Here is a 25,115-nt window from a genome sequence, read left to right as displayed (position 1 = left end):
GATGCTCACCTCACGCCTTGGTCAGTCGCAGATAGGTGCGGATGATCGCCGGTCGGAACATGTGTTCCAACGCACCGGCAAACAGGATCACCAGACCCTGGATCACGATGATCATGTCGCGGGTGATCGCCGGTACCTCGAAGTTGAGATCGGCGCCACCCTGATAAAGCGCGCCGAAGAGGAAGGCCGCAAGAATGATGCCGATCGGGTGGTTGCGGCCCATCAGCGCCACGGCGATGCCGACAAAGCCGGCGCCTGAGACGAAATCGACCTGCAGGCGCTGCGAGGCGCCCATCACCACATTGAGTGACATCATACCGGCGAGCCCGCCGGAAATCAGCATGGTCAGGATCACGGTGCGAACATAGGGAATGCCGGCATAGACGGCAGCGGACGGCGAGGCGCCGAGCGTGCGGATCTCATAGCCGAATTTGGTTCTCCAGATCAAAAGCCAGACGAGAAAGGCCATGGCGAGCGCGATCAGGAATGACACGTTGAAGGGCGCAGGACCAAGCTTCAGCCCGAACAGCGCCATCAGCCAGCCAAGATCGGGCAATTGCCCGCCGGGCAGGAAGGTCCGGGTTTCCGGCGACATCCGGCCGGGAACCTTCAGCACATTGACGAGCAGATAGACCATCAGCGTCGCGGCGATGAAGTTGAACATGATCGTGGTGATGACGATATGGCTGCCGCGGGTGGCCTGCAGCCAGGCCGGAATGAAGGCCCAGGCCGCGCCGAAGGCGGCCGATGCAACGATCGCGAAAGGCATGGTAACATACCACGGCACGTAGTGATCAAGCGCCAGCGCCACCAATGCCGCACCAAGACCGCCGACATAGGCCTGACCTTCGGAACCGATATTGAACAGACCCGCCTTGTAGGCAACGGCGACCGAAAGCCCGGTAAAGATGAAGCTCGTTGCGTAGAACAGGGTGAAGCCCAGCCCCATGCCGGAACCGACGGCGCCCTGAACCATGATCTTCAGTGCGTAGAACGGGTTAACCCCGATGATGAAGATGACAATGCCGGAAATGAAGAAGGCGAAGAGGAGGTTTACGAGCGGGATCAGCGCATAATTGATCCAGCCGGGAATGCTTTTACTGTCAGTACTCATCTCGTCCTCACGCCGCGATGCCGGCCATCATCAGGCCCAGTTGCTGTTCTTCGGCATCCGGCGTCTTCTCGCCGACAATGCTGCCGGCAAACATCACCAGAATCCGGTCGGAGAGCGAACGGATCTCGTCGAGTTCCACCGAGACCAGCAGCACCGCCTTGCCGGCATCGCGCATATCGATGATCCGGCGATGAATGAATTCGATCGCACCGATATCGACACCGCGTGTCGGCTGGCCGATCACCAGAATATCGGGATCGCGCTCGATTTCGCGGGCAACGACGATTTTCTGCTGATTGCCGCCGGAGAAATTGGCGGTCTTGAGCGTCGGCGATGGCGGGCGGATATCGTATTTCTCGATCTTGTCGCGCGCATCCTTCAGGACCGCGCGGCGATCCAGCATGCCGGCTTTGCCGTAGCGCTGATCATTGTGATAGCCGAGGATTGCGTTTTCCTGCTCCTCGAAGGGCAGGACGAGGCCCATATGGTGACGGTCTTCCGGAATATGGGCAAGGCCGAGCCTGCGCATCAGCGCCGGGTCGGGGCGTTCCAGCTTGCGGCCATTGACATAGATTTCGCCGGAATGGGGCTTGCGGATACCGGCAATGGCTTCCAGCAGTTCCGACTGGCCATTGCCGGCAACACCGGCAATGCCGACAAGCTCACCGGCGCGCACATCAAAGGAGACATTGTCGACCATGGTGACGCCGCGCATATCTTTGACGGTGAGATTGCGCACCGAAAGCAGCACTTCGCCCGGATTGGCGGGGCCCTTGTCGACATGCAACAGCACGCGGCGGCCGACCATCAGCTCGGCCAGTTCTTCCACCGTGGTCTCGGCGGTTTTACGGGTTGCCACCATCTCGCCGCGGCGCATGACCGAGACATTGTCGGTGATCGCCATGATTTCGCGCAGCTTATGGGTGATCAGGATGATGGTCTTGCCCTGTTCGCGCAGCACTGCGAGAATGCGGAACAGGTGGTCGGCTTCCGCCGGTGTCAGCACGCCGGTCGGTTCGTCGAGAATCAAGATCTCGGCACCGCGATACATGGCCTTGAGAATTTCGACGCGCTGCTGCAGGCCGACGGGCAGTTCCTCGATGATGGCGTCGGGGTCGACCTTGAGCTCGTAGCTTTCCTCAAGATTTTTCAGCTCGGCACGTGCCTTGGCGATGCCACGTTTCAACAGGCTGCCGTCCTCGGCGCCGAGCATGACATTTTCCAGCACTGTGAAATTTTCGACCAGCATGAAATGCTGGTGCACCATGCCGATACCGGCGCCGATGGCGGCCTGGCTGTCGGCAATGGTAGTCTCCTTGCCATTGACGAGAATTTTGCCGGAATCGGCCTGATAGAAGCCGTAAAGGATCGACATCAGCGTGGATTTGCCAGCGCCGTTTTCGCCGATGATGCCGTGGATCGTTCCCTTTTCGACCTTGAGGTCGATATTCTTGTTGGCGTGAACTGCGCCGAAGCTCTTGTCGATGCCGATCAGTTCAATAGCGGGTGAAGTGGTCAATAAGCTTGCCCCTGAAAAGCGTTACGACGCTTCCGGTCAGCACGATGCTGCCGGAACGACCCGTCGTCGTGGTCAGGACCGGAACGTCAATGGCGGCCGGTCACGCAGGTGAACGGGAAAGCCCGCTCCGGCCCCTGTGGCAGGGCAGGAGCGGGCTTTCCATTTTCCGATTACCAGCCCGGGCAGGTGTCGTCGGTGGTGAAGTCGTGCACGGTGATCGTGCCGGCGATGATATCGGCCTTGGCCTTTTCAGCGGCTGCGACCATGTCCGGGGTCAACAGGTCCTTGTTGTTGTCATCGACAGCATAGCCAACACCGTCTTCGGCAAGGCCGAGGCTCTGGACGCCGGTGGTAAAGGTGCCATCCATGGCTTCCTTGAAGCCGTCATAGACAACATTGTCGACGCGCTTGACCATGGAGGTCAGAACCGAACCCGGATGCAGGTAGTTCTGGTTGGAATCAACGCCGATCGAGTAGACACCATTGTCGGCTGCCGTCTGCAGCACGCCAAGACCGGTGGCACCTGCTGCCGCATAGATCACGTCGGCACCCTGGTCGATCTGGTTCTTGGCCAGCTCGCCGCCACGCACCGGATCATTCCAGGCAGCGCCGGTCGTGCCGGTCATCACGCGGAAGGTTTCGATGTCGGGGTTAACAGCGGAGGCACCTTGGGTATAACCGCAGGCAAATTTGTTGATCAGCGGGCTGTCCATGCCGCCAACAAAGCCGAGCTTGCCGGATTTCGACTGCATCGCTGCCAGAAGGCCGACGAGGTAGGAACCTTCGTCTTCCTTGAAGGTGACCGAACGGACATTGTCAGCCGGAACGACGGAATCGATCAGGATGAACTGGGTGTCGGGAAATTCAGCGGCAACTTTCTCGACAGCGGAAGTCCAGGCGAAGGAAGCGGCGACGATCGGCGAAAAGCCCTTGGAGGCGAAGTTTCTGAGCGCCTGCTCACCCTGGGTGTCGTCAGTCGGCTCGAAATCGCGATATTCAACACCGGTCTCAGCCTTGAACTTTTCAGCACCGTTATAGGCCGATTCATTGAAGGACTTATCGAATTTGCCGCCGGTGCCGTAAACGATGGCCGGCTTGATGTCCGCAGCAAGTGCTGTCGAGGACAAGGCCGAAACGGCAATAAGGCTCAGGATGATTTTTTTCATGTTGCAGCTCTGTTCCCTGTAATAGATCTTGGTCCAGCGCGTATTGTCCCGATCTATACGGGAAGTTCAAACGCGTCCCCCCGGCAGAAATCCGCCAGGCCGTAAGCATCGTTGCACGGCTTTGACAAAATTTCATCACAAAATTTCCTGACTGGTCAAAATTTACACGACCAATTTTGCCGCAGTCGCGAAGAAAAAGAAAAGGGGCCGCAAAGCCCCTTTTCCTCATTCTATCAGTGCAGATCCGGCAGGTCGCGTCGATCAGCCGATCGGGCAGCTGACACCGGTGCCGCGCAGACCGCAATAGCCATTGGGGTTTTTGGCCAGATATTGCTGATGATAATCCTCGGCCGCGTAGAAAGGACCGGCCTCGGCGATCTCGGTTGTAACCTTATCTGGGCGCCCGTCTTCGGCAAGTGCGTTCTCGAAGGCTGCAGCGATAGCATGCGCTTCCGTCAGTTCTTGCTTATCGTTCAAGTAGATAGCGGAACGATAGGTTGTTCCGATATCATTACCTTGGCGCATGCCCTGGGTCGGATCATGCGCCTCGAAGAAGATTTTCAGCAGCGCCTTCAGGGAGATGATCGCGGGATCATAGACAACCTTCACCACTTCCGTATGGCCGGTCAGCCCGGTGCAGGTTTCCTCGTAAGTCGGGTTCGGGGTGATGCCACCGGAATAGCCGGCAACCGTGACGTAAACGCCAGGCGTGTTCCACAACAGCCGTTCTGCGCCCCAGAAACAGCCCATGCCAAGCATCACCTCCTTCAGGTGATCGGGATAGGGCGGGGCAAGCGGCCGCCCGCTGACGAAATGGGTCCTGGCCGTCGGGATCGGCAGGGCGCGTCCGGTGAGCGCGGTCTCGGCGGTGGGCAGGGAAAGCTTGTCGCGTTTCAGCGCATTGAAAAGCATAGCGGTCTCCTGGAAAATTTCTGGCGCAGGCGGGCACAGGTTTGCAGCACGCCCAGCGCCTGATGTCTGTCTCAATAGGTAGTGCCTGACAGGGCCTGCGGCAAGATCGCGCATCGCTGGTGCCGCTCTTGCGTGGATGCCCGCAAAACACAGGAGATTGTGGCGCGCCGACCGACTTTTAACGCATGATTTCAAAAATCTGTCAGATTCGGGTTGATAAGCGCGCTGCCATCGGTATATATCGCGCCGACCTGCCCGGTTCGGGCGGTATCAAGGACAGGTGGCCGAGTGGTTGAAGGCGCACGCCTGGAACGCGTGTATACGGGAAACCGTATCGAGGGTTCGAATCCCTCTCTGTCCGCCATTTCACATTCATAACCATTCGCCAGTGACCGCATAAGTCGCCGCGTTTACACGGAAAACTGGGACGCAGTAGCCCGCTGTTGTTCGTTGTTGACCGCCTACAACCACGATATTGTATCGGGAAGGGCTGACCCAAAAGTGTGGGGAAGCGCAGATGGGCCGGCTGACAGCGAACGAAGTTAAGGCTGTGTTGGGCAAGCGCGGAACCTATGGCGATGGTGACGGCCTCTTGAAGGTGCCCGCCGTGAAGCGTGAGCTTGTCGTGCCGCTTTCGCCGGACGCCTTGGCCGTGCTGCGAAGCACTGCGGCAGTCCGGCTGACAACGACCGATCATGTGTTTCCCGGTTCAGACTGTCGCGTAATGTCCGACATTGCTTTGTTGGGGGGGGGGCGGATGAAGAAGCCAGTAACAGGTCATGGTTTCCGCTCTTCATTCCGCACATGGGTAGCCGAGGCGACCAATTGTCCCGGAGAGGTGGTGGAAGCCACATTGGTGCACCAGAATCCCAACGAGGTTGAACGGGCCCACCAGCGTGGCGGATTGCTCGATAAGCGCCGGAGTTTGATGCAGGCGTGGGGCGCTTATTGTGCCAACGACACGACGCTGACTAAGCTTGTGCCGATCAGAAAAACGGGAATGGTTTGAAAGCAATCTGTAATACTTACTTTGCCGTTTAGCTCGGGTTTGATTCAGCGTTCAAGCCAACGTCGGTTCCATGCCAACCTGTAGCCTCTCCAAATTTCAATAGTTGCCCCTAAGATATCTGGAGACTGAATTCGGCGAAGCCGTTGAAGCCGAATAGTACCGACAAGGTCTTTGCCAAGCCCAAATCCATGCAGTCGCCTTCTACGATAATCAGTGCAATAAACGTCTATTTGGGCAAAATCCAAAGGTAGATATCTGGCGATGCTGAACCGAGATAGTTGACGTCGAGCGTGCTTAGCTGCGCTTTTTATTGCCGCTCGACTGCTGTTTCGAACGATGTCTTGATTGATTTCTTGACCATCCGCTTCAATGACTACATCGGCATTCAAAACTGCTGCCCATGAATTACGATGGATGCTTGAATTTCGAATTGTAAGATTTGGCTTCCCTAGCCGTGCGCGGTAATCTGCTACAATGACTGGCCAACCAACTTGCATAGCATACTTCATTGTTGCCATTCGGTGGATAATGCGAGGGATATGTCTTTTGCCTAGGAAAAGTGGCAAGTATTCCTCTAGAGCGTCATTGTATTGTTCGATATCGTCGTCATTTAGTCGATGCTTCTTAAGCTCTGCCCCGGAAAATCTCGCCCATCCCGGCAGTCCGTTTTTTGCCTTCATGGATATGAAGTAACGGTCATAATCTGGAGCTGCCCGCTCAGCTTGAATGGCTGTTTGAATAGCGGAAAATTTGACTTTCAAGTCGTCCATCGTTCGAACATTGCAATAGATAATCAACTGGCTTTGATCACCCAAAATTATAGACGGCAATGCTCCAGTAACAGCCCAGTAGGGAGTTCTAGTTTCTTCACACAGAGCTTCAACCATAAGATTCTGTGGCACAAAATTCTCAGAATGTTTATGAGAAAAGGCGAATACCGAATATGCAAGAAGCAGGCCGTTACATATGTCCAACATGTCATCAAACTTTTGCAGGGTATCGCGTGGTCTCAGAACAAGCTCGCTGCCTTTACTATCTCTGTAGATGATTCCATCCCCAGAATGCATAATGCCGCCATGTGCGATGCCATTTCGCATCAAGTGAACGTATGACGCCTTCACATCAGCAAAGTCATGATCGGGAAGCTCCGCAACAATACTGTAGAGGTTCAATCCCTCCGTGCCTTTGTTTGCAGAAAGTCTGGAGAAGTGGGCGACGATCCTAAGCATTGGTTGGAATACGCCCTCTACCAATCGTAAATACGCAGGATGGACTTCCCGGTCTATGAGTATCAACGACAGGTAATCATTCTCACCTTTCATTTCCTGATCGTGCCATCCGAACGCATTAATTTCCTGCGCATGCCGAAATGCATTGTCGATAGTGAACCTGTGATCCTTGAGGTATGCAAACAGTTCTTTCGCATAGCAGTTGTCTACCCTACGCAGTTCATGCAGGAGGGCATGATATGCGCTTTTCGAGAAGAATTTTTCAGGACGAGATTCGAGGTATTTATGAAAAACTGATGCCGAACGAATTTTCTCTGCACCGAGGTCAGGGAATGTTGCCTCTACTCTGCGGTGATGAAAATCGTGAAGATTTGAGAGCAGCGGGTTTTTCATATTTGAAAGCTACTTTTTCCTGTTTTATGGTCGGATGATTAGACTGTAATTCTACTATATTGGGAAGTGTACCCGGCCATCAACTCCGCCGGCGACGCTTCCAGCGCCCACGCCAATGACCTGCTCCCCTTGGGGTTCGCGTTTTTTAGTGCGCTTACGGCGACAGGAAAGCGTTGTTCTTTGTCTGTCAGCGGTGGTGGGCAACGCAGCTTTGGAGAATGGAAAGAGAGCTAGACGGTGGATATTGCCAAATTCACGGTGGGGATAGCTCAGTTGAAGAGCGCCAGAAGAGACGAAAGAGATAGGCGCTGTGCTCGCTCAGAAAATTGGATCACTGCAAAAGGCCGCGTCAAGCTGCATACACCCGAAGTGCGATTTGGTGGGCCTGGAGGGACTCGAACCCCCAACCAAGCGGTTATGAGCCGCCGGCTCTAACCATTGAGCTACAGGCCCTTTTGCGGATAATCTGTTGTACAGCGACAAAACAGAATCACCCGTAAAGGTAGTAATCCGGGCAATGGCACCCGGCACGGTCATTCGAACTACCCTAATTCGCGCCGTTCGGCAAGCCTGCCGTAATGGGTTCACATTTACCCGCCATGAGCGGGCAATGACCGCAATGGAGGAAAACCAAATGTTCTTTTCTGGACGTCAGTTCGCCGCGGCAGCGTTTGTTGCTTTGCCGCTTGTCGCATCACCGGCTTTAGCACAGGAGAGCGCCATGTCGGCTCCGGTTGCAACCATCAGCGTTGCTGCCGAAGGCACGGCAAGTGTCGCGCCGGACATGGCCATTGTTTCTCTGGCAGTTGTGTCGCGTGCTGAAACGGCAGAGGCGGCAATGACCGACAACAATCAGTCGATGCAGAAAGTGCTCGACGCATTGAAGGCATCGGGCATTGCGGCAAAGGATATTCAGACCGACAATTTCTCCATCAACCCGCAATATAAGCAGGTGACGAGTGATGATGGCTCGGAAAGCCGCGTCATCGATGGCTATCAGGTGGTCAACGGGCTTGATGTGACCGTTCGTGCGCTTGATAATCTGGGCGCCGTGCTTGATCAGTCGGTCAAGCTTGGTGTCAATTCCGGCGGCAATATCACCTTCACCAATGCAGATCCGAGTGCAGCTCAGGAGGCAGCCCGCAAACAGGCCGTGGCCAAGGCCATGGCAAAGGCGAAAACGCTCGCTGATGCTGCCGGTGTTTCGCTCGGCAATGTCCTTGCGATCAGCGAGGGCGGTAGTGCCCCGCAGCCGCTGCTGCGTACGGCCAGTTTTGCCATGAAGGATATGGGATCGGTGCCGATCGCCACGGGTGAAAACGACTATGATGTTACGGTCAACATGACCTTTGCCATTGGCCAGTAAAGACCGGATGGCACATTTTTAGGACCGGTCGCCCGCCTTGGGCGGCCGGTCTTTTGCATTGCGATCAGCGATAGGACCAACCCATGACGGCCGGGCAGCCGGGGCGATTGGCAAAGTTCACATTGACCCTGCCGTGGCGGGCGTGACCGTAGATCGTGACTGTGCGCCGGTCGACATCGACCACGCGGGCATGGCGGATGCCCATCCATTTGGCGCGGTGGAGCGCTTCCCGCGGGTCGCAGGCCCGCATCGGCTGGCGGCGGTCGATATTGCCGGTCCCATGCCCGCGCGGGGCGTCAGCGCGCCAGTGTTGCTGGCCGGGGCCATCGTGAAATCCGCCGGCCGCTGCCGGCATCGTGGCACCGGCAAGGATCGCAAGGGCGGTGAATGTTGCTGTCAGCATGCGTCCCATGGTCTGAACCTCCGTTTGCGTTGCAGCTATCGTCTGTTCGATAAGCTTGTAGCTATATTAGGAGGTTTGAATGAATGGAGCCGGAACGGTGTGTTCAGAGGGCGTTCATCTTTGTTAGCGATATCAATCGCTTAGATTAAGCGGAAAGATGCAGGACGACCTCGCGGCGGTGGGGCCGGTCGCGGTGTTCAAACAGATAGATGCCCTGCCAGGTTCCGAGCAGCAGACGGCCGGATGCCACGGGAATGCCGATTGAGGTCTGGGTGAGGGCGGATTTGATATGGGCGGGCATATCATCGGGGCCTTCCAGACGATGGATGAGATAGGCCATCTGAGGATCAGTGGCGCGTGGCACAAGGCGGGCGAAGAAGGCTGCAAGGTCACGCTTCACATCCGGGTCGGCATTTTCCTGAATGGTCAGCGAGCAGGAGGTGTGGCGGACAAAGACGGTCAGCAGGCCCTCATCTGGCTTGTGCCGCGCGACAAAATCGGCAGCGTGGCGGGTGAATTCATAAAGCCCCTGTCCATGGGTTTCGATTGCAATCCGTGTCTGTGGCATATGAGGTCTCCGCTGGCGTCTTGACGCCGGATGTGGCGCAGGCATACTGGGGCCGCCTTGCCGGGGATGGCGAGGTCAATCTTCCGTGCTGGCCTTAATCCTTTTCCAGATCAAAGGCTTTCCATTGTCGAGAAAACAGAAAACCGCTGCCCATGTCAAAAGGTGCAGGCGCTGAGGGACGCGCCTTTATCGTTACCCACAGGCTGGTGCTCGCCATCGCCCTGCCGATGATGGTTGCCCATTTTTCGACGCCGCTTGTCAGCCTTGTTGCCACCGGCGTTATCGGCCAGCTGAAAAGCGAGGTTCTGGTCGGCGGCGTGGCACTGGCGGCGGTGATTTTCGACGTCCTGTTTACCACCTTCAATTTCCTGCGCGGTGCAACAACGGGTTTCACCGCCCAATCGGTCGGCGCAGGGGATCGCGAGGGCGAGCAGCGCATGCTCGCTGGCGGCATTCTGATTGCGCTTGTTGCCGGACTGGTGATTGTCGTTTTTCATGTGCCGATTGGCCATTTCGGCCTGTTTGTACTCGGCGCCAATGGTCAGGTAGGGGAGGCTGCCTGGACCTATTATGTCTGGCGGGTGTTTTCCGCGCCCTTTGCGCTGTTCAATTTCGTGGTCTTCGGCTGGGTGATCGGCAGGGGCGAGGCGGTTTCGGCGCTCCTGCTTCAACTGGTGCTGAACGGGCTCAACATCGCGCTCAGTTTTCTCTGGGTGCTGGGCATGGGCTATGGCCTTGCCGGCGCGGGCGCGGCAAGTCTCGCGGCGGAGGCGGTCACCGCTTTGCTGGGCTGCTGGCTGATCCTGTCGCGCACCGAGCGATCTTCATGGTCGCGGCCGGATTTTGCCGCGCTGAAGCGGATGTTTTCGGTCAATCGCGACATGATGATCCGCTCTTTCGCACTGCTGATCGGCCTGTCGCTCTTCACCCGGCAAAGCGGCACGCTGGGGGTGGAAATACTGGCCGCCAACACGATCCTGCTGCGATTCTATTTCTTCGGCGTCGCCTTTCTTGATGGTTTTGCCACCGCAGCGGAACAGCTTGCCGGCCGCGCCGTCGGCGCACTTTACCGGCCAGCCTTCGACCGGGTTCTGCGGCTGACCACGCTCTGGGGCTTCGCCTTTGGCATTGCGGTGTCGCTGGTGTTCTTTGTGTCAGGCCCCCATGTCGTGGCGCTGATTGCACCGGACGCCGCAACCCAGGCGCTGGCGACGCGCTTTCTGCCCTATGCCGCGATCATGCCGATTGTCGGCGTCATCGCCTTCCAGATGGATGGTGTTTTCATCGGTGCCACATGGTCGGTTGCCATGCGCAATCTGATGCTGCTGTCGCTCGCAGCTTACGTCGCAGCCCTCGCCGTGCTGCAGCCGCTTCTCGGCAATCACGGGCTCTGGATCGCCATGCTGATCTTTGTCGGCATGCGCTCGGTTGCCTTCCGGCTAATGCTTCCGGGGCTGGCGCACAAGACCTTTGCTGGCGCTGCAGGGTAAATAAAACGCCGGCACAAGGCCGGTGTCAGACTGCTGGCAAAGCTTGCCAACTCCCACTGGCGTCATACCTGTGCTTGACACAGATATCCATCCGCTATGCGTCTGCACGGCGAAAGACCCCTTTTAGTTCAATGCCATGAAGTCCCTGGATCCCCGTGACGAGCACGGGGATGACGACGGCGGCGGCGTCTATTCTACCCTAAAATAGGTAATCTGAATGACCTTGTCAGCAACCAGACGCTGGCAGGGGCTGCCGGCGTCTTGTCTCATGCGGTCAGGCTCTTAATTCTAGAGCGCTTTTTCCAGTTCAGGCAGGATCTCGAACAGATCGCCGACGATGCCGTAATCTGCAACCTGGAAGATCGGCGCTTCCTCGTCCTTGTTGATCGCAACGATCACCTTCGAATCCTTCATGCCGGCCAGATGCTGGATGGCACCGGAAATGCCGCAGGCGATGTAGAGATCGGGGGCCACCACCTTGCCGGTCTGGCCAACCTGCCAGTCATTGGGGGCATAGCCGGCGTCCACGGCGGCGCGCGATGCGCCGACAGCAGCCTTCAGCTTGTCGGCAACCGGCAGAATGACTTCGCGGAATTTCTCCGCCGAGCCAAGCGCCCGCCCGCCGGAAATGATCACCTTGGCGGAGGTCAGTTCCGGGCGTTCGGAAACGGAAAGATCGTTCTTCACGAAGGAGGAGGGGCCAGTGTCTGCGGCAACGGCCACGGTCTCAACCGGCGCGGATCCGGACATGCCGCTTGCGGCAAAGCTTGCGGCGCGCACGGTGATCACCTTTTTCGCGTCGTGCGATTTCACCGTCTGGATGGCGTTGCCGGCATAGGTCGGGCGCTTGAAGGTATCGGGCGCGACGACCGCGATGATTTCGGAGATCTGCATCACGTCCAGAAGTGCTGCAACGCGCGGCATCACGCTCTTGGCGGTCGAGGTGGCTGCCGCCATGATCACGTCATATCCATCGGCAAGCGCTAGGATTTCGGCAGCCAGCGGCTCGGCGAGATTTTCGAAAAGCGCCTCGGCATCGGCGACAAGCACCTTGGCAATACCGTCCAGTTTGGCGGCATCGGCACCAGCGGCGGCGCAGTCCTTGCCGGTGACAAGCACATGGATGTCACCGCCGATTTCGGCCGCAGCCGTCACGGCCTTGGCGGTCTGGTCGGAGATTTTATTGCCGTCATGTTCGGCGAGAAGAAGAATGGTCATGATCACTTGTCCTCAGAGCAGGCCGGCTTCGTTTTTCAGCTTGTCGACGAGTTCGGCGGCATTGGCCACCTTGATACCGGCCTTGCGGCTGGCCGGTTCCTCGGTCTTCAGCACTTCAAGGCGGGCAGCCGTCGAAACACCGAAATCCTCCGGCGTCTTCTTGTCGACCGGCTTTTTCTTCGCCTTCATGATGTTGGGCAGCGAGGCATAGCGCGGCTCATTGAGGCGAAGATCGGCAGTAATGATCGCTGGCAGCGTCACCTTGATGGTCTGCAGTCCGCCATCGATCTCGCGGGTCACGGTGGCGGTGTCGCCGTCAAGTTCGAGCTTGGAGGCGAAGGTTGCCTGGGCCCAGCCGAGAAGGGCGGAGAGCATCTGGCCGGTCTGGTTGGCATCGTCGTCGATTGCCTGCTTGCCAAGGATGACGAGGCCCGGATCTTCGTCCAGCGCGACGGCCTTCAAAAGCTTGGCGACCGCAAGCGGCTCGATCGTGTCATCTGTTGCAATCAGAATGCCGCGATCGGCGCCCATGGCAAGCGCCGTGCGCAGCGTTTCTTCCGCCTTGGCCGGGCCAATTGACACCACAACCACCTCATCGGCCTTGCCGGCTTCCTTCAGCCGCAGCGCCTCTTCAACGGCGATCTCGTCGAACGGGTTCATCGACATTTTCACATTGGCGAGTTCGACGCCGGTGCCGTCCGCCTTGACACGGATCTTGACGTTGTAGTCGACAACCCGTTTGACCGGGACCAGAATTTTCATTGCATCCTCCAGGACAGGGCCGAAGACGTAAAGCCTCGGGCCGGGACTGAATTTCCATCTGAAGACCAGCCGGTTCACGGCAGGCATTCGGTAAAGCTTGCGGTCTTTTCGACGCGCTCACTTGCCAATCGGCGACATGAATAATTTCATTTGCCGCCTTTGACAAAGAATCATTGTCTCAATCGCGGTCATTTTCCGCAAATCAACGGTTCTTGCCCGGTATCCAGAGGATATCGGAACGTCCGTCATCATTGGCGTGGCGACCGGCGACAAAGAGAAAGTCCGACAGGCGGTTGATATAGGCAAGCGCCGGTCTGCTGATCGCTTCTTCCGCGCTGAGCGCCACCATGGCGCGCTCGGCACGACGGGTCAGCGTGCGGGCAAGATGAAGATTTGCGGCAAGCGCGCTGCCGCCCGGCAGAATGAAGGAATTCAGCGGTTCGAGTTTCTCGTTCAGCCGATCGATCTCGCCTTCAAGCCAGGTGACCTGTGCTTCGACGATCCGCAGCGGTTCCCAGCTCAGTTTTTCGCCGGTCTCCGGCGTGGAAAGGTCGGCGCCGAGATCGAAAAGATCATTCTGGATACGGGTAAACGCGGCTTCGAGCGTTTCAAAGCCGGCCACATGCAGGCGGGCAAGGCCAAGGGCTGCATTGGCCTCGTCCACCGCGCCGATGGCTTCCATGCGGGTATCGCATTTCCTGCGGCGGGGACCAGTAACGAGCCCCGTCGTGCCGTCGTCGCCGGTGCGGGTGTAAATCTTGTTCAGTTTGACCATTTTATCCGGAATTTTTTCAAGTTTGCAGGGATCAGTGCCCGTTCTGGACGATCCAGAGCGTCAGCATGATCAGAACAATGGCAAGCGCCTGGAGGCCGATGCGCGCCTGCATCAGCCGGTTGGAGACATTGCCGCTGCCGCCACGCATCATGTTGACGAGTCCGCGGCCGAGCACGAGGACGACCAGCATCATCACGATCAGCAGCAAAATGATGGTGAATGTCGACATGAGGTTCCTCCCCAGGCATGCTCCCGTCACCGTATCTGACGATAATTTCTGGCCGTTGGCAAGGGCGCGTGATCTTTCAGCTCATCTTCGCCATCAGCCGGTAGAACCAGTCGGCCGGCAACAAGCGTTTCAGGATGAGGCCCTGCTTTGCCGGTGTCGTCACCGGGTAATGCGGCTTCGGGCGTTTGGCGTTAAGCGCATGTTTCAGCACGTGATAGACGGCATCCGGTTCCAGCTTGTGGTGGTTTTTCGGGCCTGTGCCTTCAAGCCGGGCGAGCTGGCTTCGGTAGTCTTCGGCGTGAACCGAGCCTTCAAGATCGATATGCGCGCGAATATGCGTCAGCGCATTGGCGGTGAAGCGTGAGGCGATCGGGCCGGGCTCGATCAGGGACGAGAAGATGCCGCTGCCCTCAAGCTCCATGCGCAGGGTCAGCATCAGTCCCTCAAGCGCGTATTTCGACGCCGTATAGGGACCGCGATAACGGTAGGGCAGCAGGCCGAGGATCGAGGAGCAATGGACGATACGCCCGGACCCTTGCTTGCGCATCACCGGAATGATCCTGCGGGTGAGCGAATGCCAGCCGAAGAAATTCGCCTCGAACTGGGCGCGCAGCACCGCGGTTGACACATCTTCGACAGCGCCGGTCTGGCCATAGGCACCATTGTTGAACAGCGCATCGATCCTTCCGCCGGTGCGGCTTGTCACCTCATCGACCAGCGCTTCGATCGAGGCTTCGTCGCAATAATCGAGATAGAGCGCTTCAAGTCCGTCTGCCTCCAGCGCTGCCAGATCGCCGGGCGTTCTGGCCGTGGCGAAGACGCGCCAGCCGTCGCGGGCGGCCGCCCTTGCGCAAAATGCGCCGATGCCCGATGAGCAGCCCGTGATGATGATGACCGGTTTGTTGTGCAAGGGATCCTCCTGGCGGCTTCATGCATTGGTCTTTCTATATAGGCTGAGCACAGTTAGAGTGAATGGCGAATCCATGCGGGGGGCCGACTGGATCGCCTCCGGGGAGACGTAATGAGAAAGCCCGTGCGAACGGCACTGCGCGTTGCCTATGACGCGCTATACCATTTTTCCGAGGATGACGGCTGGGCCATGGCGAGCCATGTGGCCCTGTCGACGCTTCTGGCCATGTTTCCCTTCGTCATTTTCGGCACGGCACTGGCGGGCTTTCTCGGCGCTGATCAGTTCGCCGATGCCGCCGTCAATCTGATCCTGACCTCCTGGCCGCAGGAAATTGCCCAGCCGGTGGCCGAGCAGATCCGTCAGGTTCTGACAGTGCCGCGCGGCGGATTGCTGACGGTTTCGGTGCTGGCCGCGGCCTATTTCGCCTCCAATGGGGTGGAGGCGGTACGTCTGTCGCTCAACCGCGCCTATCGGGTGGAGGAAAATCGCAGCTGGTGGTGGCTGCGGATGAAAAGCCTCGGTTATGTCATCATGTCGGTGATCATTTTCGTCTTCATGAGCTTCATGCTTGTCGCGGTGCCGATTGCGCTGCATTTTGCCGAGCGCTGGTTTCCCTGGCTTGAGGACCTGCTGCAGACCCTGTCGTCAAACCGTATCGCCGGCACGCTGATTGTCCTGTTTTTGGGACTGATGATTGCGCATTTGAACCTTGCTGCGGGCAAAAGACGGCTGATCGATGTTTTGCCCGGCGTGGTGCTGACGCTGATCTTCTGGGCGATCTTCGCCTATGTCTTCACCTATTATCTGGCCAATTTCGCCCAATATTCGGCGACTTATGCCGGCCTTGCCACACCGATGATCCTGCTGGTTTTTCTCTATACGATCGGCGTCATCCTGCTTCTGGGCGCGGAGATAAATGCAGCTCTGCTGAAATATGATGTCATCAAGGATGTGCCCTGGGCCAGCCATATTGAGCGCCGCCCGCGCCGGTCAGAAGCCGCAAAGACGCCGGATGTCGAGCGCTGAGGCACCTGTGTCACGTAATGCGCCGAGCGCCGTGTCGTGATGGCTCTTGGAGAGCTTGCGGCCGTCCTCGCCCCTGATCAGCCGGTGGTGGTGATAAAGCGGTGCCGGCAGGCCGAGCAGCTCCTGCAGCAGCCGGTGCACTGCCGTCGCCAGTTCCAGATCTTTTCCGCGCACCACATGGGTCACCCTCTGAAGCGCATCGTCGACGACAACGGACAGATGATAGCTCGATGGTGCGTCGGAGCGTGACAGCACGATATCGCCCCAGTCTTCCGGCCGGGCTTCGATCCGATGCGTGCCGCCTTCGTCAAAAGCGGTCCAGTAGAGCGGTGCGTTGATGTGCTTCAGCGCCTTTTCCATGTCGAGGCGGATGGCGTGGCGGGTTCCTTCTGCGGCGCGCCGTGCGCGCGCTGCGGCATCGAGATGGCGTTCCCCGTCCGGATAATGCGGCGCTCCGTCGGGATCACGCGGCCAGCATGTGCCGCCTGTCTCATGGGCTTCGACAATGCTGCGGACCTCACCACGGGTCAGAAAAGCGGGATAGGCAAGCCCCATGCCGATCAGCCGGTCGAGCGCCCTGCGATAGTCATCGAAATGCTCGGACTGCCGCCTGAAGGGCCGCTCATAGGCGATGCCGAGCCAGTCCAGATCCGCGATCAGTCCGGCCTCAAGCGCGGTCGTGCAGCGGGTGCGGTCGATATCCTCGATCCTGAGCAGCAGCCGGCCGCCGGTTTTCTCCGCCCAGTGCTGATTTTCAAACGCTGAGAGCGCATGGCCAAGGTGAAGCTGGCCATTCGGGCTGGGGGCAAAGCGAAAAACGGGTCGATCAGCAGCAGCGGTCATGTCAAATAAGGTTTCAGGGATCTCTGATATCAATCAACGGGTAGTGCCAATGGCCGCGATTTACAACAGCAAGGATATCGAGGCCGAGCTTTCGCGGCTTCTCGCCCTTGCGCCCGCGCTCGCTCCCGTTGCCGCGCGGGCAGGTCTGCTGCCGCCGCGACGAGCACCTTCGGGCTTTGCCGGAATGGTGGGCGTTGTTGCCGGTCAGCTGATTTCGAAACAGGCTGCCAGCGCCATTCTGGCACGGATCACCGCTGCTTGCGGGGCGTTGACGCCGCAGCGCTTCCTTTCACTTTCACCGGCGCAGCGCATGGCGCTCGGCCTGACGCGGGCGAAACGGGAAACGCTGGAGAACCTCGCCCTTGCCATCATTGAGGGGCGGCTTGATCTTGCGGCGATCGGCGCGATGGAAAGCGAAGAGGCCATGGCGGCACTGACAAAGCTCAAGGGGATCGGCCCGTGGAGTGCTGAGGTCTATCTGATGTTTTCGGCCGGGCATGGCGATATTTTCCCGGCTGGCGATCTTGCCCTGCGCGCAGCGCTGGCGCATGCCTTTGCGCTTCCCGAGCGGCCGTCGATCGCTGCCGTCCGGGCGATGGCACTTGGCTGGGCGCCCTATCGCTCCGTGGCAGCACGTCTTTTCTGGGCCTATTACGCGCGGGAAATGAAACGCGATGTGCTGCCACTTGGCTGAAATTGCGAAACAAAGAGAATTGCACTGAAGATTTAATCAGGCTTCACAATGCTGTAACAACAGGCCTAATATACAGGATGTAGATGCCGAATCGATCAGGAGAGTGCCTTGACGATTGCAGTCTCGCCTCAGGCCCTGCCAGCGCTTGTGCTAAATGCTGACTACCGGCCACTGAGCTATTATCCCTTGTCGTTATGGTCCTGGCAGGACGCGATCAAGGCGGTCTTTCTTGACCGTGTGAATATCATTGCCGAATATGATCAGGAAGTTTGCTCGCCCAGTTTTTCCATGAAGCTGCCGAGTGTCGTCTGTCTGAAACACTATATCAAACCTTCACGCAATCCGGCCTTTACCCGCTTCAACGTGTTCCTTCGTGACCGGTTTCAGTGCCAATATTGCGGCTCGCGCGATGACCTGACTTTTGACCATGTGATCCCGCGCTGTCGCGGTGGGGAAACTACCTGGGACAATGTCGTTGCGGCCTGCTCGCCCTGTAATCTGAAGAAGGGATCGAAACTGCCGAAACAGGCCGGCATGATCCCGCATCAAAGGCCATTTCAGCCGACGGTGCAGGATTTGCACAATAATGGCCGGCTGTTTCCGCCCAACTATCTGCATGAAAGCTGGATTGACTATCTCTACTGGGATAGCGAACTGGAGCCCTGATCCGCGGGCCGGTCTGCCCCGGCCAGCTTCTGACCTGTCACGGCATTTCGCCAAGGGCGGCCTGCAGCGCCTGTAGGTCGTTGACAAGCCGCTCCAGCAATTCGCTTCCCACGCGGGCTTCGATATCTGCATAGATCTGCGCGCTTGTCGGGGCAACCGTCGCGATGAAGACGCGGCCCTTGTCTGTCAGAGAAATCAGGCTTCGTCGTCCGTCGCTGGCATCCTTGCGGACGATCACCAGCTTGCGGGTCTCCAGCGAGCGCAGCATCCGCGTGAGGGAAGGAGCGAGCACGCTTGCCAGTTCGGCCAGCTTCGAGGCATCGGTTTCGCCGCGTTCGTTCAAAACCCGGATCACCCGCCATTGCTGCTCGGTAATATCATGGGCATAGAGCACCGGGCGGAACTTCTCCATCACCGCCTCGCGCGACCGCAGTAACAGCATGGGCAGCGTCCGGTGCGTGTCAGCCAGTTCAAATCCGTCGCGCAGATTGGCCTGCATTGTTTTCCCTCTCCCAATCGCTGCACCGATGAAACCGATGCCGACCAACATTGTTTGTCCTCTATGAATTAACACGCGAAATTTTTTTTCAACAGATAAAATATAGACTTTTGTAGTGTTTATGAATTTTTGGGGTTTTTATTTAGCATGTTAATGATATTGTGACCCTTGAGGACGTGACGCGGTTATCTGCCGGATAACTTAACACGTTAAAAAAGGTTCGAGGGAGGAGACTCGTGCCACATCTGGCCGTTGAGTATTCGCCGGGCGTATCGTCCCGGACAGAGATTTCTGCACTTTGCCGCGCATTGCATGCAGCGATGATTGATACGGAGATCTTCCCGCTGGCCGGGATCCGTGTCCGGGCCTATTGCGCTGATTTTGCGATTGTCGCCGATGGCCTGCCGGAAAATGATTTCGTCGCGATGACGCTTGCCGTTGGCGCCGGACGTCCGGCCGAGGCGCTGAAAGTCGCGGGCGACATCATCTTCGCAGCGGCCCAGTCCGTGCTTGCCGACCTGCTTTCCACCACCCATTTCGCCCTTTCGCTTGAGATCCGCGTCATCGATCCGGAGCTGAGCTGGAAGGACACGCCCATTCATACCCGCCTGTCGGGACAGAAGTGAAGGACCTTTCAATGAGCGCTCTCAACGACAATCTTGCCCGCGCTGAACAATATCTTGCAAAGTTTCGCGCTGAAGGCGTCATGAACCATATTGGCGGCCAGTCGGTGCCTTCTGTCTCCGGTGAAACCTTCGAGACCATTTCGCCGGTTGATCTGAAACCGCTGGCCAAGGTTGCCAGGGGCGGCGCGGAGGATATCAACCGCGCTGTCGCAGCCGCAGAAGAAGCCTTCAAAAGCTGGGGCAAAATGCCGGGCAAGGAGCGTCGCGCCATTCTCATCAAGGTGGCGGAAGCGATTGAGGCGCGCGCCGAAGAGATCGCCTTTACCGAATGCATGGACACCGGGCAGGCCTATCGTTTCATGTCCAAAGCCGCATTGCGCGGTGCTGCAAATTTCCGTTTCTTTGCCGATCAGGCGCCGTCCGCCGAAGATGGCAAGGCGCTCAGAACCCCGACCCAGATGAATGTTACCTCCCGCAGACCGCTCGGTCCTGTCGGCGTGATCACCCCGTGGAACACACCCTTCATGCTGTCCACGTGGAAGATCGCGCCGGCACTGGCGGCAGGCTGTACCGTTGTTCACAAGCCGGCCGAATTTTCGCCGATGACGGCCAAGCTTCTGGTCGAGATTGCCGAAAGCGCCGGGCTGCCGAAGGGTGTTCTCAACCTGGTCAACGGTTTTGGCGAGGATGCGGGCAAGACCCTGACCGAGCACCCCGGAATCAAGGCGATTGCCTTTGTCGGTGAAAGTCGCACCGGATCGATGATCATGGCGCAGGGCGCCAAGACGCTGAAGCGTGTTCATTTCGAACTGGGCGGCAAGAACCCGGTCATCGTGTTCGACGATGCAGATCTTGAGCGCGCCGTCGATGCAGCAAGCTTCATGATCTATTCGCTGAATGGCGAACGCTGCACCTCGTCGTCCCGCCTTCTGGTGCAGGAGACGATCTATGACGAGTTTACCAGGCGCGTTGCAGAGGTTGCCTCCCGCATCAAGGTTGGCCATCCGCTTGATCCTGAAACCGTGGTCGGGCCGCTGATCCATCCCGAACACGAGCAGAAGGTTCTCTCCTATTTCGAAAAGGCCAGAGCGGATGGCGCGACGATCGCAGCTGGTGGCGAAAAGGTCGGCGCGGAAGGCTGCTTTGTGCGTCCGACACTGTTCACCAATGCCAGCAACGACATGGTTGTGGCGCAGGAGGAAATCTTCGGCCCGGTTCTCACTGCCATTCCTTTCAAGGATGAGGATGAGGCCATCGCCATTGCCAATGACGTGCAATACGGCCTTGCCGCCTATCTGTGGACCGCAAATCTCGATCGCGCCATGCGGATGACCGATCAGCTGGAAGCCGGGATGATGTGGGTGAATTCCGAAAATGTGCGCCATCTCGAAACGCCCTTCGGCGGCGTCAAAGCCTCCGGCATCGGCCGCGACGGCGGTGACTGGTCATTCGATTTCTACATGGAAACCGTCAATGTCAGCTTCCCGCGCACATCTCACAAAATACCGAAACTCGGCGCCTGATCTTTCAGCGCCCACTGACATACTCCCCGGGAGGAGACCTCAATGCCTATCCCTAGCGCCAATCTTTACCCGCCCTTCAATATCATCCGCCTGAGCCATGCCGTTTTCGGCGTCAAGGATCTGGCTGCCAGCCGTGCCTTTTATGCCGATATGCTGGGCCTGCAGGTGACAGATGAAGATTCGGACCACATTTTCCTGCGCGCGCTGGAAGAACGCGGCCACCATTCGCTGGTCCTGAAGAAGGACGACAGTGCACAAATCCGCTGCCTCGCCTTCAAGGTGTTTGACGAGGCCGAGCTCGACAAGGCCTATGACTGGTTCAAGGCCAAGGGCCATGTGGTTGAATGGGTGGAGCGTGCCTATCAGGGCCGCACACTCAGAACCCATGACTGCTTCGGCATGCCGATCGAGTTTTATTTCGAGATGAAGCGGCTTCAGCCCATTCATCAGAAATATGAACTCTACAAGGGGGTGAAGCCGCTCCGTATCGACCATTTCAACTGCTTTTCAGCCGATGTCGATCAGGCGGTTGCCTTCTATAATGAGATGGGCTTCCGCGTCACCGAATATACCGAGGACGAGGAAAGCGGCAAGCTCTGGGCAGCCTGGACGCACCGCAAGGGCGGCGTGCATGATATCGCCTTTACCAATGGTCTCGGCCCCCGTCTGCACCACACCGCCTTCTGGGTGCCGACGCCGCTCAACATCATTGATCTTTGCGACCTGATGGCCACCACCGGCTATGTGGCCAATATCGAGCGCGGTCCCGGCCGCCATGGCATCTCCAATGCCTTCTTCCTCTATATTCTCGATCCCGATGGCCATCGCATCGAGATCTACTGCTCGGATTATCAGACGGTCGATCCCGATCTCGAGCCGATCAAGTGGGACCTGAAAGACCCGCAGCGCCAGACGCTCTGGGGCGCGCCTGCGCCGCGCAGCTGGTTCGAGCACGGTTCGCTGTTTCAGGGGGTCGAGGCGCAGCAATCGGCGCTCGAAGCCTCACCGATCATCGCACCTTGAGGCCCGAGCCAATGTTGAAGGATCCGGGCCTTTTGAAACAGGCAGCACTTGTCGGCAGCGCATGGTTTGCTGCCGGCGAGGATGGTGTCTCCGTAACCAATCCGGCAAGTGGAGCCGAAATTGGACGCGTGCCCAATCTCGGCGCATCGGAAACGGAAGCAGCGATTGCCGCAGCCGTCGTCGCTCAACGGGCCTGGGCGGAACGCACGGCAAAGGAACGTTCTGAGATCCTGCGGCGTTGGTATGACCTGATCATTGCCAATGCCGATGATCTGGCCCTGATCCTGACGATGGAGCAGGGCAAGCCGCTGGCCGAGGCCAAGGGTGAGATCCTTTACGGCGCTTCCTTTATCGAATGGTTTGCCGAAGAGGCGCGCCGCGTCTATGGGGATGTCATTCCCGGCCATGCCACCGACAAGCGGATTGTCGTGATCAAGCAGCCGATCGGTGTCGTTGCGGCGATCACACCGTGGAACTTCCCCAATGCGATGATCACCCGCAAGGCAGGTCCTGCGCTTGCTGCCGGTTGTGCCATCGTCCTGAAGCCAGCGATGCAGACACCGTTTTCGGCCATTGCCCTTGCCGTTCTGGCTGAGCGCGCCGGGCTGCCAAAGGGGCTGTTTTCTGTGCTCACCGGGTCCGCGCGCGCCATTGGCGGGGCAATGACCGGGAGCGCAGATGTCCGCAAGCTCACCTTCACCGGTTCCACCGAGGTCGGCATTCATCTGATGCGGCAATCGGCCGATACGGTGAAGAAGCTGGCGCTCGAACTCGGTGGCAATGCGCCCTTCATCGTCTTTGATGATGCCGATCTCGATGCGGCCGTTGAAGGTGCCATCATCTCCAAGTTCCGCAATAACGGCCAGACCTGCGTCTGTGCCAACCGGATCTATGTTCAGACCAATGTCTATGATGCCTTTGCCATGAAGCTCAGCGACCGGCTGGCGGCGCTGAAGGTTGGGGACGGTCTTGATGAGGATACGACATTCGGCCCGCTGATCGACACGGCAGCCGTCGAAAAGGTCGAGGAGCATATCGCCGATGCGACCGCGAAGGGGGCTGCGGTGGTGCTGGGCGGTGCGCGTCATGCGCTGGGCGGTACGTTCTTCGAGCCGACTGTGCTGACTGGCGTGACCCAGACCATGGCCGTTGCCCGCGAGGAGACCTTCGGCCCGGTCGCACCGCTGTTCCGCTTTGGCAGCGATGATGACGTTGTCGCCATGGCTAATGACACCGAATTCGGCCTCGCTTCCTATTTCTACACCCGCGATCTGGCGCGCGCATGGCGCATCGGAGAACGGCTTGAATACGGCATGGTCGGCATCAATACCGGGCTGATCTCGACGGCTGAAGCCCCCTTCGGCGGCGTGAAACGCTCCGGCCTTGGCCGCGAAGGCTCACGCTACGGCATCGAGGAATTTCTGGAAATTAAATATCTCTGCTTCGGCGGGATTGCGTGAGGAGACGATCATGAAACCCATTCCCGCTCGCATTGCAGCCTTCCGTGCTAATGGTACTGACCGTTATGGCGTTGTCACCGATGACGGCATTATCGATCTGACGCCGGAATTCGGCGCCCGCTTCAAAGGTCTGCAGCAGATTATCGAGGCCGGGGCGCTGGACGAGGTGATTGCTGCGGCAGCAGGCCGCAAGCCGGCCTTTGCCGAAGCGGATGTTGATTATCTGATTCCGATTGCCGCACCGGAAAAGCTGATCTGCATCGGCGTCAATTTTCCCGATCGCAATGCCGAATACAAGGACGGCCAGTCGCAGCCGACAAAGCCGTCCATGTTCATCCGCTTCCCCTCCAGCTTCACCGGTCATAACGGCAATCTCGTCCGCCCGCCGGAAAGCGAGCAGCTTGATTATGAGGGCGAGATCGTCATCATAATCGGCAAGGCCGGCCGCCGTATCCCGAAAGAAGATGCCTATGACCACATTGCTGCACTGACGCTCTGCAATGAAGGCACGATCCGTGACTGGGTGCGGCATGCCAAGTTCAATGTCACGCAGGGCAAGAACTGGGATTGCTCCGGTGCGATCGGCCCCTGGCTGGTGCCGTTCACAAGTGCTGATCAGCTGGATGACGTTGAACTGACCACCCGCGTCAATGGCGAGGTTCGTCAGAACGACCGCACATCGAACATGATGTTCGATTTCCGCTTCATCGTGAATTACGTCTCGACCTTCTGCACGCTGGTTCCCGGCGACGTCATCGTCTGCGGCACGCCCACCGGTGCAGGCGCGCGCTTCGATCCCCCGGTCTGGCTGAAGCCGGGCGATGTGGTTGAGGTCGAAGTCGACGGCATTGGCGTTCTCAAGAACGGTGTCGAGGACGAAAAATGCTGAGCGAGAGCGAAATCCAGACCGCCGCCGCGGATATTCTTGCAGCCGAGACGGCCCGCAGCCAGACCGGGCTGCTGTCGGCGAAATATCCCGAGATCACGCTGGATGATGCCTATGCCATCCAGAAGGCGCAGATCGACCGGAAGCTCGCCAGTGGCCGCAAGATCATCGGCTGGAAGATCGGCCTGACCTCGAAAGTCATGCAGCAGGCGCTCGATATCGATACGCCGGACAGCGGCGTCCTTTATGACGACATGCTGTTTGAAAGCGGCGGAACCGTACCGGCCGGACGCTTCATCCAGCCGCGCGTCGAATGCGAGATCGCCTTCCTGATGCGGCGGGCGCTTGAAGGCGATGTCACGCGGGAGGATGTGCTGGCGGCCACCGAAGCGGTGATCCCATCGCTTGAAATCCTCGACACCCGCATCGTTCGCAAGGATCAGGCGAGCGGCAAAACCCGCAAGATCTTCGACACCGTTGCCGACAATGCCGCCAATGCCGGCATTGTTCTTGCTCCGCAGCGCCACGCACCGGAAGCCTTTGGTCTGCGCTGGGTCGGCGCAATTGTCCGCAGGAATGGCGACGTGGAAGCGACCGGTCTTGGGGCTGGCGTTCTCGATGATCCGGTTATGGGGCTGGTCTGGCTGGCCCGGCGGATGAGCGCCTATGGCCAGCGGATCGAAGCCGGCCAGGTGGTGCTGTCCGGTTCGTTCATCGCGCCGATCGAGTGCCCGCCGGGCACACGTATCGACGCGGATTTCGGCACATTCGGTGCCGTTTCCATTGATTTTGAGTGAGGTTGGGTA

26 protein-coding genes and 2 tRNA genes are annotated in these 25,115 nt (G+C 58.4%); 13 read left to right on the top strand and 15 right to left on the bottom strand.

The window, feature by feature from the left end; all coding sequences use genetic code 11:
• Positions 1-10: 10 nt before the first annotated feature.
• The 4 genes from FJU08_RS10520 to msrA form a co-directional block, all read right to left on the bottom strand.
• Positions 11-1,114 carry an ABC transporter permease gene (locus tag FJU08_RS10520; RefSeq protein ID WP_141148949.1) on the bottom strand — a complete coding sequence of 368 codons (1,104 nt, stop codon included), beginning with the start codon at positions 1,112-1,114 and terminating at the stop codon, positions 11-13.
• 7 nt (positions 1,115-1,121) lie between these two features.
• A complete protein-coding gene (locus FJU08_RS10515) occupies positions 1,122-2,633 on the bottom strand; it encodes an ABC transporter ATP-binding protein (RefSeq protein ID WP_141148948.1) in 1,512 nt (503 codons plus the stop codon).
• Positions 2,634-2,803: 170 nt separating this feature from the next.
• Complete coding sequence (locus FJU08_RS10510) at positions 2,804-3,799, bottom strand: BMP family lipoprotein (RefSeq protein ID WP_141148947.1); 996 nt, start codon at positions 3,797-3,799, stop codon at positions 2,804-2,806.
• A 261-nt stretch (positions 3,800-4,060) separates the two neighbouring features.
• The gene (gene msrA / locus FJU08_RS10505; protein WP_141148946.1) at positions 4,061-4,711 is read right to left on the bottom strand and encodes a peptide-methionine (S)-S-oxide reductase MsrA; all 651 of its coding nucleotides are present in this window, start codon (positions 4,709-4,711) and stop codon (positions 4,061-4,063) included.
• 274 nt (positions 4,712-4,985) lie between these two features.
• On the opposite strand from msrA, the gene FJU08_RS10500 reads away from it, so the two are divergent.
• Positions 4,986-5,075 (top strand) — tRNA-Ser (locus FJU08_RS10500).
• Between the two features lie 153 nt (positions 5,076-5,228).
• The gene (locus FJU08_RS10495) at positions 5,229-5,720 is read left to right on the top strand and encodes a tyrosine-type recombinase/integrase (RefSeq protein WP_141148945.1); all 492 of its coding nucleotides are present in this window, start codon (positions 5,229-5,231) and stop codon (positions 5,718-5,720) included.
• Between the two features lie 44 nt (positions 5,721-5,764).
• Here the strand turns inward: FJU08_RS10495 and FJU08_RS10490 are convergent, their stop codons facing one another.
• Together FJU08_RS10490 and FJU08_RS10485 are read right to left on the bottom strand one after the other, a co-directional pair.
• Entirely contained in the window at positions 5,765-7,342 is a 1,578-nt protein-coding gene (locus FJU08_RS10490) for a hypothetical protein (protein ID WP_141148944.1), read from the bottom strand.
• A gap of 377 nt (positions 7,343-7,719) precedes the next feature.
• Positions 7,720-7,795, bottom strand: a tRNA-Ile gene (locus FJU08_RS10485).
• Positions 7,796-7,976: 181 nt separating this feature from the next.
• On the opposite strand from FJU08_RS10485, the gene FJU08_RS10480 reads away from it, so the two are divergent.
• Complete coding sequence (locus tag FJU08_RS10480) at positions 7,977-8,708, top strand: SIMPL domain-containing protein (RefSeq protein ID WP_141148943.1); 732 nt, start codon at positions 7,977-7,979, stop codon at positions 8,706-8,708.
• 64 nt (positions 8,709-8,772) lie between these two features.
• Here the strand turns inward: FJU08_RS10480 and FJU08_RS10475 are convergent, their stop codons facing one another.
• Together FJU08_RS10475 and FJU08_RS10470 are read right to left on the bottom strand one after the other, a co-directional pair.
• Positions 8,773-9,120, bottom strand: coding sequence for a hypothetical protein (locus FJU08_RS10475; protein ID WP_141148942.1), 348 nt, complete (start codon positions 9,118-9,120; stop codon positions 8,773-8,775).
• 136 nt (positions 9,121-9,256) lie between these two features.
• The gene (locus FJU08_RS10470) at positions 9,257-9,679 is read right to left on the bottom strand and encodes a secondary thiamine-phosphate synthase enzyme YjbQ (RefSeq protein ID WP_141148941.1); all 423 of its coding nucleotides are present in this window, start codon (positions 9,677-9,679) and stop codon (positions 9,257-9,259) included.
• Between the two features lie 152 nt (positions 9,680-9,831).
• On the opposite strand from FJU08_RS10470, the gene FJU08_RS10465 reads away from it, so the two are divergent.
• Positions 9,832-11,169, top strand: coding sequence for an MATE family efflux transporter (locus FJU08_RS10465; RefSeq protein WP_141148940.1), 1,338 nt, complete (start codon positions 9,832-9,834; stop codon positions 11,167-11,169).
• A gap of 288 nt (positions 11,170-11,457) precedes the next feature.
• Here FJU08_RS10465 and FJU08_RS10460 read toward each other — a convergent pair whose 3' ends face one another.
• The 5 genes from FJU08_RS10460 to FJU08_RS10440 form a co-directional block, all read right to left on the bottom strand.
• Positions 11,458-12,387 carry an electron transfer flavoprotein subunit alpha/FixB family protein gene (locus FJU08_RS10460; protein WP_141148939.1) on the bottom strand — a complete coding sequence of 310 codons (930 nt, stop codon included), beginning with the start codon at positions 12,385-12,387 and terminating at the stop codon, positions 11,458-11,460.
• A 12-nt stretch (positions 12,388-12,399) separates the two neighbouring features.
• Complete coding sequence (locus tag FJU08_RS10455; RefSeq protein ID WP_141148938.1) at positions 12,400-13,149, bottom strand: electron transfer flavoprotein subunit beta/FixA family protein; 750 nt, start codon at positions 13,147-13,149, stop codon at positions 12,400-12,402.
• Positions 13,150-13,351: 202 nt separating this feature from the next.
• Positions 13,352-13,924 (bottom strand): cob(I)yrinic acid a,c-diamide adenosyltransferase, encoded by a 573-nt coding sequence (locus FJU08_RS10450; protein WP_141148937.1) that lies wholly within the window; start codon positions 13,922-13,924, stop codon positions 13,352-13,354.
• Positions 13,925-13,955: 31 nt separating this feature from the next.
• Positions 13,956-14,153: a twin transmembrane helix small protein gene (locus tag FJU08_RS10445; RefSeq protein WP_141148936.1), complete on the bottom strand. Its 198-nt coding sequence runs from the start codon at positions 14,151-14,153 to the stop codon at positions 13,956-13,958.
• A 76-nt stretch (positions 14,154-14,229) separates the two neighbouring features.
• Complete coding sequence (locus FJU08_RS10440) at positions 14,230-15,063, bottom strand: SDR family oxidoreductase (protein ID WP_141148935.1); 834 nt, start codon at positions 15,061-15,063, stop codon at positions 14,230-14,232.
• A gap of 111 nt (positions 15,064-15,174) precedes the next feature.
• Between FJU08_RS10440 and FJU08_RS10435 the strand changes: the two genes are divergently transcribed.
• Positions 15,175-16,089 carry a YihY/virulence factor BrkB family protein gene (locus tag FJU08_RS10435; protein WP_141148934.1) on the top strand — a complete coding sequence of 305 codons (915 nt, stop codon included), beginning with the start codon at positions 15,175-15,177 and terminating at the stop codon, positions 16,087-16,089.
• On the opposite strand, the gene gluQRS is transcribed toward FJU08_RS10435, so the two are convergent.
• Entirely contained in the window at positions 16,054-16,932 is an 879-nt protein-coding gene (gene gluQRS, locus FJU08_RS10430; protein ID WP_141148933.1) for a tRNA glutamyl-Q(34) synthetase GluQRS, read from the bottom strand. The two genes, FJU08_RS10435 and gluQRS, sit on opposite strands and share 36 nt — an antisense overlap.
• Positions 16,933-16,981: 49 nt before the next feature.
• Between gluQRS and FJU08_RS10425 the strand changes: the two genes are divergently transcribed.
• Both FJU08_RS10425 and FJU08_RS10420 read left to right on the top strand, forming a co-directional pair.
• Entirely contained in the window at positions 16,982-17,626 is a 645-nt protein-coding gene (locus tag FJU08_RS10425; protein WP_141148932.1) for a DNA-3-methyladenine glycosylase family protein, read from the top strand.
• Positions 17,627-17,734: 108 nt separating this feature from the next.
• Positions 17,735-18,292, top strand: a complete 558-nt coding sequence (locus FJU08_RS10420) for an HNH endonuclease (RefSeq protein ID WP_141148931.1) — start codon at positions 17,735-17,737, stop codon at positions 18,290-18,292.
• Positions 18,293-18,329: 37 nt separating this feature from the next.
• Here FJU08_RS10420 and hpaR read toward each other — a convergent pair whose 3' ends face one another.
• The gene (hpaR, locus tag FJU08_RS10415; protein WP_141148930.1) at positions 18,330-18,791 is read right to left on the bottom strand and encodes a homoprotocatechuate degradation operon regulator HpaR; all 462 of its coding nucleotides are present in this window, start codon (positions 18,789-18,791) and stop codon (positions 18,330-18,332) included.
• A 236-nt stretch (positions 18,792-19,027) separates the two neighbouring features.
• On the opposite strand from hpaR, the gene FJU08_RS10410 reads away from it, so the two are divergent.
• Genes FJU08_RS10410 through hpaH form a run of 6 tightly spaced genes read left to right on the top strand, consistent with a single transcriptional unit; the run spans position 19,028 to position 25,106 of the window.
• Positions 19,028-19,417: a 5-carboxymethyl-2-hydroxymuconate Delta-isomerase gene (locus tag FJU08_RS10410; protein WP_141148929.1), complete on the top strand. Its 390-nt coding sequence runs from the start codon at positions 19,028-19,030 to the stop codon at positions 19,415-19,417.
• 11 nt (positions 19,418-19,428) lie between these two features.
• The gene (gene hpaE, locus FJU08_RS10405) at positions 19,429-20,940 is read left to right on the top strand and encodes a 5-carboxymethyl-2-hydroxymuconate semialdehyde dehydrogenase (RefSeq protein WP_141148928.1); all 1,512 of its coding nucleotides are present in this window, start codon (positions 19,429-19,431) and stop codon (positions 20,938-20,940) included.
• Between the two features lie 42 nt (positions 20,941-20,982).
• Positions 20,983-21,963, top strand: a complete 981-nt coding sequence (hpaD, locus tag FJU08_RS10400; protein WP_141148927.1) for a 3,4-dihydroxyphenylacetate 2,3-dioxygenase — start codon at positions 20,983-20,985, stop codon at positions 21,961-21,963.
• An 11-nt stretch (positions 21,964-21,974) separates the two neighbouring features.
• A complete protein-coding gene (locus FJU08_RS10395; protein WP_141148926.1) occupies positions 21,975-23,423 on the top strand; it encodes an NAD-dependent succinate-semialdehyde dehydrogenase in 1,449 nt (482 codons plus the stop codon).
• 10 nt (positions 23,424-23,433) lie between these two features.
• Complete coding sequence (locus FJU08_RS10390; protein WP_141148925.1) at positions 23,434-24,312, top strand: fumarylacetoacetate hydrolase family protein; 879 nt, start codon at positions 23,434-23,436, stop codon at positions 24,310-24,312.
• Positions 24,306-25,106, top strand: a complete 801-nt coding sequence (gene hpaH, locus FJU08_RS10385) for a 2-oxo-hept-4-ene-1,7-dioate hydratase (protein ID WP_141148924.1) — start codon at positions 24,306-24,308, stop codon at positions 25,104-25,106. Before FJU08_RS10390 ends, hpaH begins: the two co-directional genes overlap by 7 nt.
• Positions 25,107-25,115: the final 9 nt, after the last annotated feature.

This window comes from Martelella alba, from assembly GCF_006516955.1.
GTDB lineage: Bacteria > Pseudomonadota > Alphaproteobacteria > Rhizobiales > Rhizobiaceae > Martelella > Martelella alba.
The sequence above is the reverse complement of the archived record's forward strand: the minus strand, read 5'-3'. Positions and strand labels throughout refer to the sequence as shown.